Annotated in this window: 15 protein-coding genes; all 15 read left to right on the top strand. The window is 67.0% G+C overall.

Going from position 1 to position 16734, the window contains the following annotated elements; all coding sequences use genetic code 11:
• Genes cobN through cobC form a run of 15 tightly spaced genes read left to right on the top strand, consistent with a single transcriptional unit; the run spans window position 1 to window position 16734 of the window.
• The gene (cobN, locus tag EDD75_RS08000) at window positions 1–3795 is read left to right on the top strand and encodes a cobaltochelatase subunit CobN (RefSeq protein ID WP_123930794.1); all 3795 of its coding nucleotides are present in this window, start codon (window positions 1–3) and stop codon (window positions 3793–3795) included.
• Window positions 3767–4633, top strand: coding sequence for an energy-coupling factor ABC transporter ATP-binding protein (locus tag EDD75_RS08005; RefSeq protein ID WP_170157771.1), 867 nt, complete (start codon window positions 3767–3769; stop codon window positions 4631–4633). Before cobN ends, EDD75_RS08005 begins: the two co-directional genes overlap by 29 nt.
• A complete protein-coding gene (gene cbiD, locus EDD75_RS11225) occupies window positions 4630–6375 on the top strand; it encodes a cobalt-precorrin-5B (C(1))-methyltransferase CbiD (protein WP_170157772.1) in 1746 nt (581 codons plus the stop codon). The genes EDD75_RS08005 and cbiD overlap by 4 nt, the downstream gene beginning before the upstream one ends.
• On the top strand, window positions 6368–6961 hold the full coding sequence (cbiT, locus tag EDD75_RS08015) for a precorrin-6Y C5,15-methyltransferase (decarboxylating) subunit CbiT (RefSeq protein WP_123930800.1): 594 nt from the start codon (window positions 6368–6370) through the stop codon (window positions 6959–6961). The genes cbiD and cbiT overlap by 8 nt, the downstream gene beginning before the upstream one ends.
• Before the next feature lie 13 nt (window positions 6962–6974).
• Window positions 6975–7670 (top strand): precorrin-2 C(20)-methyltransferase, encoded by a 696-nt coding sequence (gene cobI, locus EDD75_RS08020; protein WP_123930803.1) that lies wholly within the window; start codon window positions 6975–6977, stop codon window positions 7668–7670.
• A complete protein-coding gene (gene cobM / locus EDD75_RS08025; protein WP_123930806.1) occupies window positions 7667–8428 on the top strand; it encodes a precorrin-4 C(11)-methyltransferase in 762 nt (253 codons plus the stop codon). Before cobI ends, cobM begins: the two co-directional genes overlap by 4 nt.
• Window positions 8425–9492 (top strand): cobalt-precorrin 5A hydrolase, encoded by a 1068-nt coding sequence (locus EDD75_RS08030; protein WP_123930810.1) that lies wholly within the window; start codon window positions 8425–8427, stop codon window positions 9490–9492. The genes cobM and EDD75_RS08030 overlap by 4 nt, the downstream gene beginning before the upstream one ends.
• Complete coding sequence (gene cobJ / locus EDD75_RS08035; protein ID WP_245963135.1) at window positions 9492–10199, top strand: precorrin-3B C(17)-methyltransferase; 708 nt, start codon at window positions 9492–9494, stop codon at window positions 10197–10199. Before EDD75_RS08030 ends, cobJ begins: the two co-directional genes overlap by 1 nt.
• Window positions 10196–10975, top strand: coding sequence for a precorrin-6A reductase (cobK, locus tag EDD75_RS08040; protein ID WP_123930817.1), 780 nt, complete (start codon window positions 10196–10198; stop codon window positions 10973–10975). Before cobJ ends, cobK begins: the two co-directional genes overlap by 4 nt.
• A 34-nt stretch (window positions 10976–11009) precedes the next feature.
• Complete coding sequence (locus EDD75_RS08045) at window positions 11010–11399, top strand: sirohydrochlorin chelatase (RefSeq protein ID WP_123930820.1); 390 nt, start codon at window positions 11010–11012, stop codon at window positions 11397–11399.
• Window positions 11383–12009, top strand: coding sequence for a precorrin-8X methylmutase (locus tag EDD75_RS08050; protein ID WP_123930823.1), 627 nt, complete (start codon window positions 11383–11385; stop codon window positions 12007–12009). Before EDD75_RS08045 ends, EDD75_RS08050 begins: the two co-directional genes overlap by 17 nt.
• A gap of 20 nt (window positions 12010–12029) precedes the next feature.
• Window positions 12030–13529, top strand: a complete 1500-nt coding sequence (locus tag EDD75_RS08055) for a cobyric acid synthase (RefSeq protein ID WP_211328157.1) — start codon at window positions 12030–12032, stop codon at window positions 13527–13529.
• A 14-nt stretch (window positions 13530–13543) separates the two neighbouring features.
• A complete protein-coding gene (locus EDD75_RS08060; protein ID WP_123930826.1) occupies window positions 13544–14959 on the top strand; it encodes a cobyrinic acid a,c-diamide synthase CobB in 1416 nt (471 codons plus the stop codon).
• Window positions 14956–16068: a threonine-phosphate decarboxylase CobD gene (gene cobD, locus EDD75_RS08065; RefSeq protein ID WP_123930829.1), complete on the top strand. Its 1113-nt coding sequence runs from the start codon at window positions 14956–14958 to the stop codon at window positions 16066–16068. Before EDD75_RS08060 ends, cobD begins: the two co-directional genes overlap by 4 nt.
• A 42-nt stretch (window positions 16069–16110) precedes the next feature.
• Window positions 16111–16734: an alpha-ribazole phosphatase gene (cobC, locus tag EDD75_RS08070; RefSeq protein ID WP_123930832.1), complete on the top strand. Its 624-nt coding sequence runs from the start codon at window positions 16111–16113 to the stop codon at window positions 16732–16734.

Raw genomic sequence — 16734 nt, forward strand, 5'->3', positions numbered from 1 at the left:
ATGGTCCGCGTTCTTTTTTACACGGCCGTAGAGGGAGACCTGGTGCCGCTTGCCCGCGCGGTGCGGGCGGTGCTCCAGGAAGAGCGGGGCAAGCTTACGGTTGTTGCGCGGGCGCGGCGGGACGTTTGCGGCTCTGCCGGAGAAGAGGCGCTCCTCGCGGCCGCCCGGGAATGCGACTTCGTTTTCCTCCACCTGATGGGCGGGCCGGAGTCGCTGCCCGGGTTTGACGCCGTGGCAAGCGTGGCGCGGGAGCGCGGGATTGCGCTGCACGCCCAGCCGACAGCGGCGGAAGACGATACCGCTTTGCGGGCGCTGAGCACCGTAAGCGACTCAGATTACGACCTTCTGCGCCGGTACGTGAGTTACGGCGGGAGCACCAACTTTGCGGCGCTGCTGCGCTGGTGCCTGTGGCGGGCCGGCAGGGCGGCGCCCCCACCCCCGCCGGAGCCGGTTCCCTGGGAGGGAATCTACCACCCGCGGCTGGGGCGGTTCGTGACGCCCGAAGCTTTCTGGGCGGCGGTGGCGCCGGGAAAACCCGTGGTCGCGCTTCTCTTTTACCAGAGTTGGTGGCTGGCGGAAAACTTAGCGTTCATCGACCAGTTAGTAAGCGCGGTCGAGGCAAGGGGTGCGGTTGCGCTGCCGGTTTTCCTCTACGCCACCCCGAGCGCGGCCCTCGGCAGCCGGGGGATCGCGTGGGTGGTGGCGAATTTCCTCTGCCGGGACGGAAAACCGGCAGTAGACGCGGTTATTTCCACCCTGATGTTTGCCCAGACCCAGGCCACACCCACTTACAACCGGCAGGCCCCGGAGAACTTTTACCTTACGCTCGGCGTGCCGGTGGTGAAGGCGATTGCGGCGGTGACCGCGCGGGATGAGTGGGTGGCGAGCCTGCAGGGGCTCGCGCCGCTCGACGTGATTATGAGCATGGCGCTGCCGGAGTTTGACGGCCAGCTGATCACCGTGCCGGTTGCCTTCCGGGAGGAGACGGAACGCGACCCGCTTACTGGCGCCACCCTGGTCCGCTACCGGCCCGACGCCGAGCGGACGGTGAAGGTGGCGGCGCTGGCGGTGAACTGGGCGAGACTCAAGCGGCTGCCGCCGGGAGAGCGGCGGGTGGCGGTAATCCTGCACAACTACCCGCCCCGCACCGACCGAATCGGCTGCGCCTTCGGGCTCGACACCCCGGCCAGCCTCTTCCGGCTGCTCATGGCGCTGCGGGACGCGGGTTTTCGGGTGGAGGGGCTTCCGGAGGATCCAGCCGCTCTTTTCCGGCTGGTGCTGGCAGGGATGACCAACGATACCGCTTGGCTACCTTCCGAAGAAATGGCGCGCCGGGCGGTGGGGAAGGTCCCGCCCGAAAAGTACCAGGAGTGGTTTGCCGGGCTGCCGGAGGCGGTGCGGGAGCGGCTCCAAGAAAACTGGGGGCCACCACCGGGCGAGGTTTTAAGCTACCGGGGGAAGTTGCTGGTTCCCGGTAGGGTTTTCGGCAACGTTTTCGTGGGCCTCCAGCCGCCCCGGGGCTTTGACGCTCAGGCTGAGGCGGCCTACCACAGCCCGGACTTATCACCTCCTTACCAGTATCTCGCCTTTTACCGGTGGCTCAAGGAGGAATTCGGCGCGGACGTGGTGCTGCACTTAGGGAAGCACGGGACGCTCGAGTGGCTGCCGGGGAAAAGCGCGGGCCTGGCGGCGACCTGTTTCCCGGACGTGGCGCTTGGCGAGTTGCCTAATGTTTACCCTTATATCGTCAACAACCCGGGCGAGGGGACGCAGGCCAAGCGGCGCGCCTGGGCCTGCGTCGTCGACCACCTAGTGCCGGTGATGACGGGCGCCGGAAGGTACGGGGAACTGGAGGTGATAGAGACGCTCTGCCGGGAGTACCAGGAGGCGCGGCAGTTAGACCCAGGGAAGCTGCCGGTGCTCGAGAAAAGGATCTGGGAGCAGGTGGTTAAGTCTTCCCTCGACCGGGACCTGTCGGTGGACGAGGAGGCGGCATTCGCTGACTTCCCGGCCTTTGTAGAACGGCTCCACGGCTACCTCCACGAGATCGGCGACAGCCTCATCCGCGACGGGTTGCACATCCTGGGCGAGGTGCCGGCGGGGGAGCGGTTGGTCGAAATGCTCCTGAGCCTCTGCCGCTTGCCCCACGGCGAAGTACCGGCCTTGCGGGAAGCGGTGGCGGCAGCGCTTGGTTACAACTACGAAGCGCTCGCGGCGGCGCCGGGACGCTGGTGGCCTGAGTTTGGGGCGACTGGTGCGGCGCTCTTAGAAAAGGTCGAAGAGAGGTGCCGGGAGTGTCTTAGGCGCCTGGCGGCGGCCGGTTTTGCGCGGGAAAGTGTTCCGGCGCTGGTGGCGGCGGTTTGCGGTCGCGCGGTCCCGGAGGTAGAGTGGATGCTCGGCTTTGTGGCGGAAGAGGTCTGGCCGCGGCTGCGGGCAACAGAGGGAGAGGTGGGGGCTTGTGTGGGTGCCCTGGCGGGGCAGTACGTTCCGCCGGGACCAGCAGGGGCGCCGACCCGGGGGCGGCTCGACGTTTTGCCGACGGGGCGCAATTTCTATTCCGTCGACCCGCAGGCGGTGCCCACCCGCGCGGCCTGGGAAGTGGGGAAAAGCCTGGCGGCGGCGCTTCTCACCCGGTATCTTGCGGCGCGGGGCACCTATCCGGAGAATGTGGGGCTGGTGATCTGGGCCACGACGGAGATGCGCACGGGCGGCGAAAACGTGGCGGCGGCGCTTTACCTTCTCGGGGTGGCGCCGGTCTGGGAGGAGGCGACAGGCCGGGTGAAGGGACTTAGGGTAATCTCCCGGGAGGAGCTTGGCCGGCCGCGGGTGGACGTGACGCTCCGGGTTTCCGGGCTCTTCCGGGATACTTTCCTCAATGTGGTTCACCTCTTAGATGACGCGGTGCGCCTGGTGGCGGCGTTAGAGGAGCCGGAAAACCCGGTCCGGCGCAATTTTCAGGCTGCCTTTACTGCGGCGCTGCAGGCGGGAAAGGATCAGGCTACCGCTAGCGAGGAAGCGCTTTTCCGGATTTTTTCCGACCCGCCGGGGGCTTACGGGGCGGGAGTTAACCACCTGGTCGATAATAAGAACTGGGAAAAGGAGGCCGACCTGGCGACGGCCTACCTTGTCTGGGGCGGTTACGCTTACGGGCGGCGGGTCTACGCGCGGGAGGCAAAAGCGGTTTTCGCGCGGCGCCTGGCGACGCTTGACTGCACGGTGAAGAATGAAGACAGCCGGGAAGTGGATATCTTCGACGACGATTGCTTTTACGCTTACCACGGGGGAATGGTGGCCGCAGCGCGCGCTTTTGGCGCTGCGCCCTTGAGCTTCGTAGGGGACTCATCCGACCCCCGCCGGGTGCAGGTGCGGACCCTGGCCGAGGAAGCGCGGCGCCTCTTCCGGGCGCGGGTACTCAACCCGAAGTACATCGCGGGGATGAAGCGGCACGGCTTCAAGGGCGCAGGTGACCTTTCCCGCATGGTGGACTACATTTTCGGCTGGGACGCCACCGCACGGGTGATCGAAGATTGGATGTACGCGGGGTTGGCGGCGCGGTACCTTTTTGACCCGGAGATGCGGACCTGGTTTGCGGCGGTAAACCCGTGGGCACTCGCGCATATCGCGGCCCGGCTCTTAGAGGCGATCGCCCGGGGGTTGTGGAAGGCCGACGCCGCCACGCGCCAGGAGATAGAGGCGGTCTACCTGGAGATGGAGGGGTACATCGAGGAGCGGCTGGGCGGGGAGTTTTCCGGGGGAGGTGGCGGCCGTGCGGGAGCCGGTTCTGGAAGCGGTTGATCTTTGCTACGCCTACCCTGACGGAACGGTGGCGCTCGAAAATTTAAGCCTTACCATCCCGGCGGGGGCGAAGGTGGCGCTGCTCGGCGCCAACGGCGCGGGCAAGACCACCCTTTTTCTCCTGCTGGCGGGGTTAGCGCGACCGGCGGCCGGAGAGATCCGCTTTCGCGGCGCGGCGGTGGGGCGAAACCGGCGGGAGCTGCTTTTGCTCCGCCGGAGTGTAGGCCTCGTTTTTCAGGACCCGGAGGCGCAAATCTTTGCCCCCACCGTCTGGGAAGAGGTGGCCTTCGGGCCGGTTAACCAGGGGCTCGACTGGGCGGCGGTGGAAAGCCGGGTGCGGGCGGCGCTGGAGCGGGTTGACCTCTGGGAATTAAGGGAGAAGGCGCCCCACTTTTTGAGCTACGGCCAGAAGAAGCGGCTGTGTGTGGCCAGCGTTTTAGCCATGGAGCCGGCGGTTTTACTGCTCGACGAGATTACGGCCGGCCTTGATCCCTGCCAGACGGAGCGCATGCTTGCGGTTTTGGTGGCGGAGCATGGTTCCGGGCGCACGCTTGTCTTGGCTACCCAGGATGTGGACCTGGCTTACGCGTGGGCCAACATAGTTTACGTTCTGGACGGCGGCGCGCTGGTGGCCGGCGGCGCGCCGGAGGCGGTTTTTGCCGACGCGGCGCTGGTAAGGAGGGCGGGGCTGCGGCTCCCGGTGGTCCTCAGTTTCTATCAGGCCCTGCGGGAAAGGGGCCTGGTAGCCGGGGGTAGAGTGCCCCGCGATCTGGCGGCGCTCGTGGCGCTTTTACCACCGGTAGCGGCTGGCGTTGGCGAGGGGAGGGGCGGGCGGTGAAGCGGCTGCGGGAAGGCTACACCACGGGGATGTGCGCGGCGGCGGCAGCTAAGGCGGCGGCGCTGCTCCTTTTCCGGGGCGAAGCGCCGGCGGCGGTGGCCGTGGTCACCCCGGCAGGGCGGGAACTCCGGCTGCCGGTGGCGGAAGCGGTGCGGGGAGAGGAGTGGGCGCGCTGCGGGGTGGTGAAGGATGCGGGGGACGACCCGGACGTAACGGACGGGCTGACAATTTTTGCGGAAGTGCGGCCGGCGCCGGCAGGAATAGTGTTGCGCGGGGGCGAAGGGGTAGGGGTGGTGACGCGGCCGGGGCTGCCCGTGCCGGTGGGGGAGCCGGCGATCAACCCGGTGCCGCGGCGGCTCATTCTCCGGGAGGTGGCGGCGGTGCTGCCGCCGGGTAGGGGGGCGGAAGTGACGATCAGCGTGCCGGGCGGGGCGGAAGTGGCGGCGAGGACCTTCAACCCGCGCCTGGGGATTGTGGGGGGCATTTCGATCTTGGGGACGATGGGGATTGTCAAACCGATGTCGGAGGAGGCCTACCGGGAAAGCCTCGGCTGCGCGGTGGACGTGGCGGTGGCCGAAGGGCGGCGGGAGCTCGTCTTCGTGCCGGGGCGGACGGGGGAGAAGGTAGCGGTGGAACGTTACGGCTTTCCCCCGGAGGCTGTGGTCCAGATAAGCAATTTTGTCGGCTACATGCTCGAGCGGGCGGCGGCCGCGGGGGCGAGGGCGATCCTGCTTTTCGGCCACCTCGGCAAGCTCCTCAAGGTTGCTGGCGGTATTTTCCACACCCACAGCCGGGTGGCGGACGCGCGCGGGGAGATCCTGGCCGCCTTGGCCGCCGCGGAAGGAGCCCCGCCGCCGTTAGTGGCGCGGCTGCTGGAGACACCTACGGTAGAAGAGGCGGTGCCGTTCCTGCGCGCGGCGGGACTGGAGCGGGTGTTCGCGGCGGCGGCGGCGCGGGCGAGCCGGCGGGCGGAGGATTTTGTCCGGGGGAAGCTGCGGGTGGGAACGGTGCTGCTGGGCCGCGACGGGGAAGTGCTCGGTTACGACGCGGGGGCGCGGGAAATTGCCGCGGCTTGCCGCGTAAATTTGCCGGCGCGCGGCGGAGAATTGCCGCCCGGGGTTTACGTGGTCGGCGTGGGGCCGGGGGCGCCTGATCTTCTCACCCCCGCGGCCTGGCGGATCATCCGCGGGGCGAAGGTGCTCGTCGGCGGGGAGCGGGTGCTTGGGGGTATCGAAGGCGGGCCGGATGTGGAACGCTACTTTATTACGCGCAACTGGCGGGAGCTTACCGCTACCGTTGCGGCCCGGAGCCGGGAGGTGCCCGTGGTGGTGCTCGTTTCGGGTGACCCGGGGCTTTTCAGCTTCTTAGGGACGCTCCGGCGCGCGCACCCCGATTTGTCAGTGACGGTGGTGCCGGGGATCAGCGCGGCGGCGCTGGCCTTTGCCCGCCTCGGCACCGGCTACGAGGACGCAGCGTTTATCAGCTTGCACGGGCGGGAAGAAAACGAAGTCGCGCTGCTGGATGCGGTGCGCCGGGCGGCGAAGGTCTTGGTCTTCACGGGACCGGCGTACCCGCCCCAGCGGGTGGGCGCTGTGCTTTTAGCCCACGGTTTCGGGGAGCGGCGGGTCCACGTTTTTTCCAACCTCTCGCTTCCGGAAGAGAAAAGCTTTGCGGGTAAGGCCCAGGAGCTTGCGGTTGTCTCTACGCCTTTCCCCAACGCGGTGGTGGTCATCCTTGGTTGATTTCCCTTACGTAACGCCCGGCATTCCGGACGCGGCCTTTTTACGGGATGAGACGCCGCTTACCCGTGAGGAGGTGCGGGTGGTAGCGCTCGCGAAGCTCCGGCTCCCGCCAGCGGGTGTCTTCTGGGATGTCGGCGCGGGCACGGGTTCGGTGGCGGTGGAGGCGGCGCGGCTGATGCCGGGGGGAAAGGTCTTCGCGGTTGAGGCTAAGGAGGAGCGGGCCGCACTCATCCGGGCCAACCGGGAACGCTTCGGGCTTACCAACCTAACCGTGGTGGCGGGGGAGGCGCCGGCGGCCTTAGGCGCGCTCCCGCGCCCGGACCGGGTGTTTGTGGGGGGCAGCGGCGGGCGGCTGCCAGAAATCTTGGCTTACTTGCGGGAGCGCTTGCCGGCAACGGGGCGGCTGGTGGTGAGCGCCGTAACCCTCGAGACTTTGGCGATTGCGGCCGGGGTGCTCCGGTGGCCCGGCTGGCAGGGGGAAATCACCGGCCTATCGGTGGTGCGGGGGGAAAGGGTGGGGGAGAGGACTTTGCTGCGGGGCGGCAACCCGGTTTTTTTAGTGGTGGCGGCCAGGGAAGAAGCTTAAAGGAGGAGTAAGTATGGCCACACTTTACGGGGTGGGCGTGGGTCCCGGCGACCCGGAACTGATTACTTTGAAGGCGCTACGCGTACTCGAGCGCGTGCCCGTAATCTGCACGCCCCACGCGCAAAAAGGGGAGGAGAGTATCGCCGGGGAGATCGTGCTGGCGGTGCTGGGGCCGGAGAGGCTGCGGGAGAAGGAGTTTTTGCCGCTCCATTTTCCGATGACGCGGGAGCGCGCCGCGCTTGAAGCGGCCTGGGCGGAGGCGGCGAGGCAGGTGGTTGCCCGGCTCAGGGCGCAAAAGGACGTGGCCTTCGTCACCCTGGGCGACCCTACCTTTTACAGCACCTTTCCCTACCTCGAGCGGGCGGTGCGGGCGGTGGACCCGGCAGCAAAGATCGCGGTGATTCCGGGGGTGAACGCCTTCGCGGCGTGCGCGGCGGCTGGCGGCATTGCGGTTCAGGGAGACGAGCGGCTTGCGGTGGTTCCCGCCACCGCCGCGGCGGACTTGGCGCCGGTGCTGGAGTCTTTCGACTGCGCCGTTTTCTTGAAGGCGGGGCGCCACCTCGACGCTGTGCGGGCAGCGGTTGAAAGTGTTGGTCTTAGCGAGAAGGCACATCTTTACGAGCGGTGCGGTTTTCCGGGCGGGCGGCAGGGGCCGCTGGCGGCGTTCCCGGTGGCGGATTATCTATCGCTCGTGGTGGTGAAAAAGTGAAACCGGTCTACATTGTCGGGGCTGGCCCGGGTGACCCAGAGCTGATCACCGTAAAGGGGGCGCGGCTACTCGGGGAGGCGGACGTGGTCGTTTACGCCGGTTCGCTTATCCCGCCGGCAGTTCTTCGCTATGTTCGTCCCGAGGCGGAGCGCCACAACAGCGCGACGCTCACCCGGCAGGAAATCGCGGGGATCCTGATCGGCGCGGCGCGGGCCGGTAAACTGGCGGTGCGCCTCTCTTCAGGGGATCCAAGCCTTTACGGGGCGATCGCGGAGCTGATGGCGGACCTGGAGGCGGCCGGCGTCCCTTGCGAGGTGGTGCCGGGGGTGAGTTCTTTTTTAGCGGCGGCGGCCCGCCTGAAAAAGGAGTTTACCGTGCCCGGGGTAAGCCAGACGCTGATTTTGAGCCGGCTGGCCGGCCGGACGCCCGTGCCGGAGGCCGAATCTTTGGCAGCACTGGCGCGACACCGGGCGAGCCTCTGCCTTTTCTTGAGCGTCCATCTGATCGAGGAAGTAGCCGCGGCTCTCGCCGCCGGTTACCCGCCGGAGACGCCGGTCGCGGTAGTAGAAAAAGTTACCTGGCCGGAGGAAAGAATCATTCACTGCCGGCTGAGTGAGCTTCCCGCGGCAGTGCGGGGGGCCGGCATTACCCGGACGGCGCTGGTCCTGGTGGGCGATTTTCTGGAAGCGGCAGGGGAGCCTTCGCGCCTTTACGACCCGAACTTCAGCCACGGTTACCGGAAGCGGGGCGACGCGTGAAGGTGCGGGAAGGTTTGGCCATTGTGGTCTTGAGCGCTCGGGGCTACGCCCTGGCGGAGCGGATAGCGGCAACCGCAGAGAAGCGACGGGTGGCGATTTACGCGCCAGTTAAGCTCGGCGTGGGGGAGCCTTACCGCTCAGTCAGGGAGTGCGTGGCGGCGCTTTTCCCGCGGGTGGAGGCGCTTGTTTTTATCGGCGCGGTGGGCGTCGCGGTGCGCTTGGTGGCACCGCACCTCGCGGACAAATTCACCGACCCGCCGGTAGTGGTGGTGGATGAGGCAGGGCGCTTCGCGGTCACTTTGGTGGGCGGCCACCACGGCGCCAACGCCCTGGCGGAGGAAATAGCCGCGGCGCTCGGTGCCTGCCCGGTCGTCACTACGGCGAGCGATTCCTTGGGGCGCCCGGCAGTGGATCTCTTCGCGGCCAAATTTAACCTCGCGCTTGAGCCGCGCACCAACCTATCGCGGGTGGCCCGGGCCCTGTTAGACGGCGAAAGGGTGGCGCTACTCTGGGACGAGGCGGTGCCGCCGGTTGATTACCACTGGCCGCCGGAGGTGGCGGTCCTGCGCTGGCGGCCCGGCGCGCCTCCACCGGCAGGGTTTGCCGTTTGGCTCTTGGTTACGGAGCAGGAGGTGACGCCACCGCCGGGTCCCTATCTCTTCTTGCGCCCGCGCCGCTACGTTGTCGGGGTGGGTTGCCGGCGGGGGACGGGGAGAGCCGCGATCCGGCAGGCGATTGCGCTGGCGATGGCGGAAGCGGGCCTGCCGCTTTTGGGGTTGCGGGAGCTGGCCACGGTGGAGCTAAAAAAGGATGAGGCGGGTCTGAAGGAGGCGGCGGCGGAACTCGGCGTTCCGGTGCGGTTTTTACCGTTAGCGGCACTAAAAAGGGTGCAGGCGGCTTTAGGGCCGGGCGCGGTAAGCGAAAGTAAGCGGGTGAAAGAAAAGATCGGGGTGGGAAACGTATGCGAGCTGGCAGCGTTAACGGCGGGAGCAGAGAGGCTCGTGGTCCGGAAGACCATCTTCCCCCGCGTGACGGTAGCGGTAGGGGTGGCTCCCTGGCCGTAGTGGGGATCGGCCCGGGGGATCCGGGTTTACTTGCGCCGCGGGCTAAGGAAGCGCTGGCCCGGGCCGAGGTGGTTTTCGGCTACCGCACTTACTTGGGGCTGGTGGGCGACCTGCTCGCGGGTAAGGAGGTCGTCCCGAGCGGGATGCGGGAAGAGGTGGCGCGGGCGCGCGCGGCGGTGGCGCGGGCGACAAACGGTGCGCGGGTGGCGGTTCTCTCGGGTGGCGATCCGGGCGTTTACGGCATGGCGGCGCCGGTCCTGGAGGTGGCCGCGGCGGCAGGAGTACCGGTAACGGTGGTGCCCGGGGTGACGGCGGCTACAGCGGCCGCGGCCTTGTTGGGGGCGCCGCTCGGCCACGATTTTGCCGTGGTGAGTCTGAGTGACCTGCTCACGCCTTGGCCGGTGATTGTCAAGCGGCTGGAGGCCGCGGTGGCGGCCGACTTTGTGCTCGTGCTCTACAACCCCTCCAGCACGAAGAGAAAAGAGCGGTGGCTGGAGGCGGTGGCGATCCTTCGGGCCGGGCGGCCGGCAGCAACGCCGGTGGGGATCGTCTGGGACGCGGGGCGCTCGGGCGAACGGAAGGTGCTCTGCGACCTGGCAACGGTGACGGCGCATCCCGTCGATATGCGGGCTACGGTGATCGTCGGCAACTCCCATACTTATGTGGCTAACGGCGTAATGATTACGCCGCGGGGGTACAACTGGTGATTCTTCTTCTCGGCGGTACGACCGAGGGGCGCGCGGCGGCCCGGACGCTGACAGCGGCGGGCTGGCCGGTGTTGGTGAGCGTGGCGACACCCTACGGGGCAACGCTGGCGGGTGAGGGTTTTGCGGGGCCGGTGGTAGTGGGCCGGCGGGACGCGGCGGCCCTGGCGGCGCTTATCGGCGAGCAAGGAGTTCGCCTGGTCGTTGACGCCACCCACCCTTTCGCCACGGAAGCGCACCGCAACGCCAGCCGAGCGGCGGCAAAGTGCGGGGTGCCCTACCTCCGCTACACCCGTCCCCAGGCGCCGCTGTCCGCTGACCCACGGGTTATTGCCTGTGCCGACTTTACCACGGCGGCTCGGGAGGCAGTGGCGCGGGGGCCGGTGCTTTTTCTCACCACCGGCAGCAAGACGTTACCCCTTTTCCTCCCGGTGGCCCGGGCGGCGGGGTGCCGTGTAGTGGCGCGGGTGCTACCGGAACCGGCGGTCATTGCCGCCTGCCGCGAAGCGGGGCTTTCCCCGCGCGATATCGTGGCGCTGCAAGGGCCGCTACCGGTAGAGCTCAACGCGGCGCTTTTTCGCGCTTTCGGGGCCACGGTCGTAGTTACGAAGGAGAGCGGTGCGGTTGGGGGCCAAGACGCCAAGATGGAAGCGGCGCTTAATCTGGGGATCCCCGTAGTGGTGGTCCGGCGGCCGCCGGAGCCGCCGGAGGCCGTTTTTACCGCTGAGGAGCTCTTGAAGCGGGTAAACGAAATTTTGGGGCGGGGGACCAACCGGTGAGCCTCTGCCTTGGCTTAGGAAGGAGGATTCCTTTTTGGAAGGGATAATTGTGCTCGGGCACGGGAGCCGGGCGGCAGTAGACGAAGCGAACCTTTTCTTGGAGCGGGTAGCCGCCGAAATTGCCAAAATATTTCCTGGGGCACGGGTTGAGCCGGCCTGGATGAACCCCAAAGCGGCGCGCCAAAACCTTGCCGGGGCCGCGGCTAAGCTGGTGGCGGCGGGAGCGAGAAAGGTGATTGTCGCCCCGGTTTTCTTAACGGACGGGCTCCACATCCGGAAGGATATCCCGGAAGAGTTAGCGGACTTAAGCAGTGCGTATCCGGGAGTCGAGTTTGTCTTAGCGCGGCACATCGGTTTTGACCCCCGGATCGTAGGTATTGTGGCGGAGCGGATTGCGGAGGTGCGGGATGGAGTTTCTTTGTAATCCCCGGGCGATCGAAGCTCAGAGCATGGCGATCATCGAGGAGCTTCTTGCGCCCTGGCGGCGCGTCCTTTCGCGGGAGGAATTCCTGGTGGCGCGGCGGGTGGTGCACGCCACCGGGGACCCGGAGGTGGTGGCGCACCTGGTTTTCCACCACGCTCCGGTGGCGGCGGGCGTTGCTGCGCTGCGGCAGGGGACCCGCCTCGTCTGCGACGTTCAGATGGTAGCAGCGGGAATCAGGGGGCGGCTTCCGGAAGGAACGGAGATCCGGGTAGCGGTAGCGGAACCGGGCGCAGCGGCAGAAGCTTCCCGGGATGGCGTTACCCGGGCGCTCGCGGGCATCCGGCTTCTGCAGACGACCCTTGCTGGAAGCGTGGTGGCGGTGGGTAACGCGCCAACGGCGCTTTACGGCGTGCTGGAACTTTACCGGGTCGGCATCCGCCCCGCGCTCGTGATCGGGGCCCCGGTCGGTTTTGTCGGGGCGGCGGAGGCGAAGGAAGCACTGCTGGCGACCGACCTGCCGGCGGTGGTGCTGCGCGGGACGCGCGGCGGGAGCGCGGTGGCGGCGGCAGTGGTCAATGCGCTTTTCAGCTTAGCTGCGGCTGCCTATTAATTCTTGCGGGGGTGCGGGCCGTGTCACGGGCGTTAATGGTGCAGGGCACCGCTTCGAACGCCGGGAAAAGCATCCTGGTGACGGCGCTCTGCCGGATCTTCCGGCAGGACGGCTACCGGGTGGCACCATTCAAAGCGCAGAATATGTCGCTGAACGCTTACGTTACGGCCGACGGTGGCGAGATCGGCCGCGCCCAAGGGGTGCAGGCGGAAGCCGCGGGCACTTCTGCGACCGTCGATATGAACCCGGTGCTCCTCAAACCCAAGGGCGATAGTGTGGCGCAGGTGATCATCCACGGGCGCCCGGTCGGCGATTTTACCGCGCAGGGCTACCGGGAAGACTGTCTTAGCCGCGCCTGGCAGGCGGTTCGGGAGAGCTACGCGCGACTCAGCAAGGACTACGACGTGATTGTGATCGAAGGGGCGGGGAGCCCGGCGGAGGTGAACCTCCGGGAAAAAGACATCGCCAATATGCGGGTGGCGGCGCTGGCAGAAGCGCCGGTGCTGCTCGTGGCCGACATTGACCGGGGCGGGGTTTTTGCCCAGGTAGTCGGGACCCTTGCCCTCCTCCTCCCGGAAGAAGCGGCCCGGGTTCGGGGCGTGGTGATTAACAAGTTCCGCGGGGATTTAGCAATCTTAACGCCTGGCCTTCGTTTTCTGGAGGAAAAAACGGGCCGGCCTGTGCTCGGCGTGCTCCCCTTTTTGCCTGACTTGGGGGTGGCGGCGGAGGATTCGGTGAGCCTGGGCGCCGGGTTCTTTCGCCCCGATGCGGCGCTCGACATCGCGGTGGTGCGCCTTCCCCGGATCGCCAACTTCGACGACTTCGACCCGCTGCTTGCGGAGCCGGACGTTTCGCTCCGTTTCGTGAGCCACCCGCGCTGCGTGGGGCAACCCGACCTCCTCATCCTGCCCGGAACGAAGAATACCGTGGCCGATTTGCGCTGGCTCTGCGCCACCGGCTGGGTGGCGGTGCTCCGGGAGCGCGCGGCGGCCGGGTTGCCGCTCTTAGGTATCTGCGGTGGCTACCAGATGCTCGGGCGGGAGCTGCAGGACCCGGGCGGGCTGGAGGACACAGCGGGGGTTCACGTGGGGCTCGGCCTCCTTGACGTGGTGACGGTCTTTCGGCCGGGGAAGGTAACGGTGCGGCGGGTGGGTTTTGTTTCTGGGGCGGGAATGCTGGCGCCGCTTGCGGGCGAGAAGGTCTCTGGTTACGAAATTCACGCCGGGGAAACCTTCCGGGGGGCGGGCGCGGCTCCTATCTTTACCCTGGAGGTACCGTCCGGGACCGCCGCCGAAGGGGCGGTTGCCGGGGCGGTTTGGGGGACGTATCTACACGGCCTCTTCGAGGCGGATGGCTTCCGCCGCAGGTATCTCAACCTGCTGCGCCGGCGGCGCGGCCTCCCACCGGTGGATTACGGTGTCTCCTTCGCGCGGCTCAAAGAGGAGTGCTTTGACCGCTTGGCGGCGGCAGTCCGGGAACACCTCAATCTCCGGGAGATTTACCGCTGGCTCGGGCTGTAAGGGGGGTTTTGGCTATGCGGCGCTTAGTTATCGCGGGAGCATCGAGTGGCGCGGGCAAAACGACGGTTGCCGTGGGGCTGATGGCGGCGCTGACGCAGCGGGGGCTGAAGGTTCAGGGCTTCAAAACGGGGCCCGACTACATCGACCCCGGCTTTCACACCGCGGCTACGGGGCGTATTTCCCGGAATCTCGATACCTGGATGCTTCCGCCTGACGCGGTGCGCGAAGTTTTTCTGCGGGGCGCGTGCGGGGCGGATATCGCCATTATCGAAGGGGTGATGGGCCTCTACGACGGCATCGGGTCGGGAAGCGGCCCTGGAAGCACCGCCTACTTAGCCAAACTGCTTTGTGCGCCGGTGGTGCTGGTCCTCGACGTGCGGGGGATGGCTGCTTCGGCAGCGGCAGTAGTGCTGGGCTTCCGGGAGTTCGATCCCGAACTCGGCCTGGCGGGGGTGATCCTCACCTGCGCTGGAAGCGCGCGCCACGCGGCGCTCGTTAAAGAAGCGATTGAAGCGAAAACGGGGGTGCCGGTTCTCGGGTACCTCGTCCGCGACCCGGGACTCGAACTTCCCGCGCGCCACCTGGGTCTGGTGCCGGCAGAGGAGACTGTGGCGTTACAAGAGCGCATCGGGAAACTCGCGGCGGCGGTAGCGAAGGGCGTGGACCTGGAAGCGGTCCTCCGGGTGGCCGCGGCGCCACCCGTCCCCCGGCCGCAAAAAACCCTTTTCCCTGAGGTCCCTGCGCCGCCGCAGGTGCGGCTCGCCGTAGCCCGGGATGCTGCCTTTTCTTTTTACTACCCGGAAAACCTGGAGCTTCTCGCAGCGGCCGGCGCGGAGCTTGCCTTTTTCAGCCCCCTGCGGGACGAGGCGTTGCCCCCCGGGAGCGCTGGTCTTTATCTTGGGGGCGGTTTCCCCGAGGTCTTTGCGGGGGAACTCGCCGCAAATACTGCGCTGCAGGAGGAAATTAGACGGGCGGTAGCGGCCGGGATGCCCATGGTCGCGGAGTGCGGTGGCCTCCTCTACCTTTGCGCGGCGGTCATTTACCGCGGCGCCACCTACCCGCTGGTAGGGGTGCTCCCGGGGCGGGTAGTGTTGACGGAGCGGCTGCAGCGTCTCGGCTACGTCGAAGCGGAAGCGCTGGCTCCCAGCCCCCTCCTGGATCGCGGGGAGAAGGTCCGCGGCCACGTCTTTCACTACTCGCGGATTGACTGGGGAAAAGCTTTACCCCCGGCCTACCGCCTGGTTAACTGGCGGGGCGAGACGCAAGTGGACGGTGCGGTTTACCAAAACCTGGTGGCCTCTTACCTCCACCCGCACTTCTTAAGCCGGCCGGCGATGGCGCGGCGCTTTGTCGCTTCCTGCGCGGCCTTCCGGGCGTCCTGCCGGCAGGTGGCCCCAAATTTTGCTTGGAGGGAAGGGCGTGAACCTTGAACACGAGCTTGACGCGTTGGCAGCACCACGGCGGTAACCCCTACCGCGCGGCCCGGGAGTGGGGCGGGTGGCCGGACGAATACCTCGACTTCAGCTGCAACATCAACCCGCTCGGGCCCTCCCCGCGGGTGCTGGCTTGCCTGCAGGCGGCCGCCGGCGAAATCTGGCGCTATCCGGACCCCGAGTGCACGGCGCTCAAGGAGGCGCTTGGCGCTTACTTGGGTGTTCCGGCGGCGTGGCTGATACCGGGAAACGGGACGGCGGAACTCATCAATCTTTTGGTGCCGGCCCTTGGTATCAGGCGGGCGGTGGTACCGGCGCCGGCCTTCGCGGAATACGCGCTGAGTGTCACTGCCTGGGGCGGGGAGATCCGGTACCTTTACCTTAAGGGAGAGGACTTCGCCTTCCCTTGGGAAGAACTCCCCGCGGCCCTCGCCGGGGCGGACGCCCTTTTCCTTTGCCAGCCCAACAACCCCACCGGTCGGTTACTGGCGCCGGACGAACTGGAGCGTTTGGCGGCGGCGACAGCGCGGGCGGGCGCCTACCTCGTGGTGGACGAGGCCTTTCTCGATTTTCTCCCCGACGCCGCGGCGTTGACGGCGCTCAACCTTTTGCCCCGCTGGGAACACCTGGTCGTTTTGCGCTCACTTACCAAGTTCTTTGCGCTGGCCGGTTTGCGCCTGGGCGTTCTCGTGGCGCTTTCCCCATTGCAGCGCGAGATCCTCTCGCTTTTGCCCCCCTGGAACGTCAATTCGCTGGCGCAGGTGGCGGGTGTGGCGGCGGTGGCGGATGCAGAATACATTAGCGAAAGCAGGCGCGTGGTGGCGACCGAACGGGCATACCTCGCGAGCGCGCTTGCTTCCTTGCCCGGCGTGCGGGTGGTGCCGGGAGTGGCGAATTTTCTGCTGCTCGATATTCGCGGTACGGGATTTTCTTCCGCCGCGCTTGCCAGGCGATTGGCGCAGGAGCGGGTTTTGGTGCGCGATACCGCCAACTTTCCCGGACTTGGTGGCGGTTTTATCCGGGTGGCGGTGCGCCTCCGGGCGGAAAACGAGCGGTTGGTGGGGACTTTGGGCGCCGTGTTGCGCGCGGCCCCCGGGCAGGGTTAGAATTTAAAAGGGGATTTCTTGCAGAGGGAGGGTCTTACCCCGTTGGGAACGCGGCTTTACCTTGTGCGGCACGGGGAAACCATTTGGAACCATAGCCTCAGGTACCAGGGACACGCGGACGTGCCGCTTAACGAACGGGGTATCTTGCAGGCTGAGGCGCTCGCGCGGCGCCTGAAAAACGAGCGTTTCGCGGCTTTTTACGCCTCCGACCTTATGCGGGCGACGGAGACGGCGCGGATCATCGCGCAGCCCCACGGCGGCGCGGTGGTCCCGGTGCCGGCGCTCCGGGAGATAAATTTCGGCGCTTGGGAGGGCTTAACGCGGGACGAGATCAAGGCGCGCTTCCCCGAAATCTCCCAGCAGTGGTGGACGGCGCCATACGAGACGCGGCTGCCCGGCGGCGAGACGTTGCGGGAGGTGGCGGCGCGGGCTGTGGGGGCGCTCCTGGAGATCGCTGCGCGCCACGACGGTGAGCAGGTGCTGGTCGTCTCGCACGGGGGGACGATCCGGGCCGCAATCGGTTCGTTTTTGCGGATGGACCTGAACCAGTACTGGCGGCTGCGCCAGGATAATACCGCGCTTAACATTATCGAGATTTTTGAGGAAGGGAAAGCAATTTTAATGCTTTTCAACGATTGTGGCCACCTCAAAGAGCTTGACTCCTGA

Origin of the sequence: Thermodesulfitimonas autotrophica (assembly GCF_003815015.1) — a bacterium.
In the GTDB taxonomy this organism is placed as follows: domain Bacteria; phylum Bacillota; class Desulfotomaculia; order Desulfotomaculales; family Ammonificaceae; genus Thermodesulfitimonas; species Thermodesulfitimonas autotrophica.